Below are 1449 nucleotides of genomic sequence, written 5' to 3'. Positions count from 1 at the left end.
CGTGACCTTTGGTCAATCCTATGGGATCATTTCTGGATTGGTTTAGAAAGTTGAGGCATAACTAAAAAATCCTAGCCGTGGAAGGTTTTCTGCGGCTATTTTTTTTTTGCTTATTATGTTTTAGGGCATTGGGAATTGGGAATCGGGACTCGGGAGTCGGGAGTCGGGACAAAAATTTAGATGTCAATTACCCTTACTAGTAAACGCTATACTTCCTGATATCAATTAGCAACAATAATGGTACGATGGGTAAGGTGGTTGAATGCTTTCGCGTAGCGTCGGTTTCGCCGAATCGCATTCAGTCTTAGTTCACAACAATTATTCTATTGTGATTCATCCTACATCTGGTGGGATTGGTGAAATATTGAATTAGTACGAATTCAAATACAGTTAATCAACAATTGTTTTATTGTGATTCATCCGTTGGTGGGCAGTGCATACCTAGGTGTACCCAAGCCAATTAATATTTCTGTGGCACTGCCCACCCTACATCTGTTCTATTGTGATTCATCCTTGGTGGGCAGTGCATACCTGGGTGTACGCCACCAAGATGAATTTGTCTAGTGCACTGCCCACCCTACATCTCCTCCCGATTCCCGATTCCCGATTCCAGATTCCCGATTCCCGATTCCCGATTCCCGATTCCCGATTCCCGATTCCCAGCGCAGCTTACCAGACTCTACCTGAGTTTATGGGTTGACTGAGGTTTCCAGGCTCGGAGGCAGTAGTGGATTTTAAAACTGCGATCGCTTTTCCGTATTGAGGATCCTTGCTAGTGCCACGCCATCCCGGTTGACTAGATAGCTGTTGCCGTTGCTCAAGGGTCAACTCTTGCCGAATATCGGGCACAATTCCTTTCAAACTAATATCTTCACCACTGGGTAGGTAGTAGCGAGAGACGGTCACCGTTAAACCTGAACCATCGGATAAGGAATGGACAGACTGGACAGCCGCTTTACCAAAGGTGCGAGAACCGATAACAGTAGCGCGTTTGTTATCTTTGAGAGCACCAGTTAAAATCTCACTAGCACTAGCAGAGTTACCATCCACTAGAATCGCTAAGGGCAGTTGGGTCAAGGCGGTTCGATTAGCGCTGTATGCTTGTTTACCACCGATCCGGTCTATAGTGCTAACAATTTCCCCCTCTTGCATCCACATGCGGGCAATTTCAATACTGGAAAAAAGCAATCCCCCTGGATTACCCCGCAGATCTAGGACATAAGCATTCACCTTCTGCTGATTTAGGTTACTAATTGCCCGTTGCATTTGTTCAGCTGCATGGGAACTAAATTCATTTAAGCTGATGTAACCCACGCGCAGATTCCCTTCCTCCTTGACGCTGTAACGAACAGAGGGGATTTCTATCTGAGCTCGGGTTAGTTCTATCTCAAAAATGCCCTCTCCTGGTCGGGCAATCCGCAGAGTCACTGATGACCCCACTTTACCCCG

Annotated in this window: 3 protein-coding genes; 1 reads left to right on the top strand and 2 read right to left on the bottom strand. The window is 46.3% G+C overall.

Features of this window, described 5'->3' with window-relative positions; genetic code table 11:
* Nucleotides 1-61: 61 nt before the first annotated feature.
* Nucleotides 62-187, bottom strand: coding sequence for a hypothetical protein (locus F6K53_RS42235; RefSeq protein WP_293086469.1), 126 nt, complete (start codon nt 185-187; stop codon nt 62-64).
* A 258-nt stretch (nt 188-445) separates the two neighbouring features.
* Between F6K53_RS42235 and F6K53_RS42230 the strand changes: the two genes are divergently transcribed.
* The gene (locus F6K53_RS42230) at nt 446-700 is read left to right on the top strand and encodes a hypothetical protein (RefSeq protein WP_293086467.1); all 255 of its coding nucleotides are present in this window, start codon (nt 446-448) and stop codon (nt 698-700) included.
* Here F6K53_RS42230 and F6K53_RS42225 read toward each other — a convergent pair.
* Nucleotides 670-1449, bottom strand: a 780-nt coding sequence (locus F6K53_RS42225) for a S41 family peptidase (protein ID WP_293086464.1), incomplete at its 5' end; no start/stop codon positions are given. The genes F6K53_RS42230 and F6K53_RS42225 overlap by 31 nt on opposite strands.

The sequence above is a fragment of the Moorena sp. SIO4A1 genome (genome assembly GCF_010672065.1).
GTDB lineage: Bacteria > Cyanobacteriota > Cyanobacteriia > Cyanobacteriales > Coleofasciculaceae > Moorena.
This window is presented reverse-complemented; position numbering and strand designations above follow the sequence as displayed.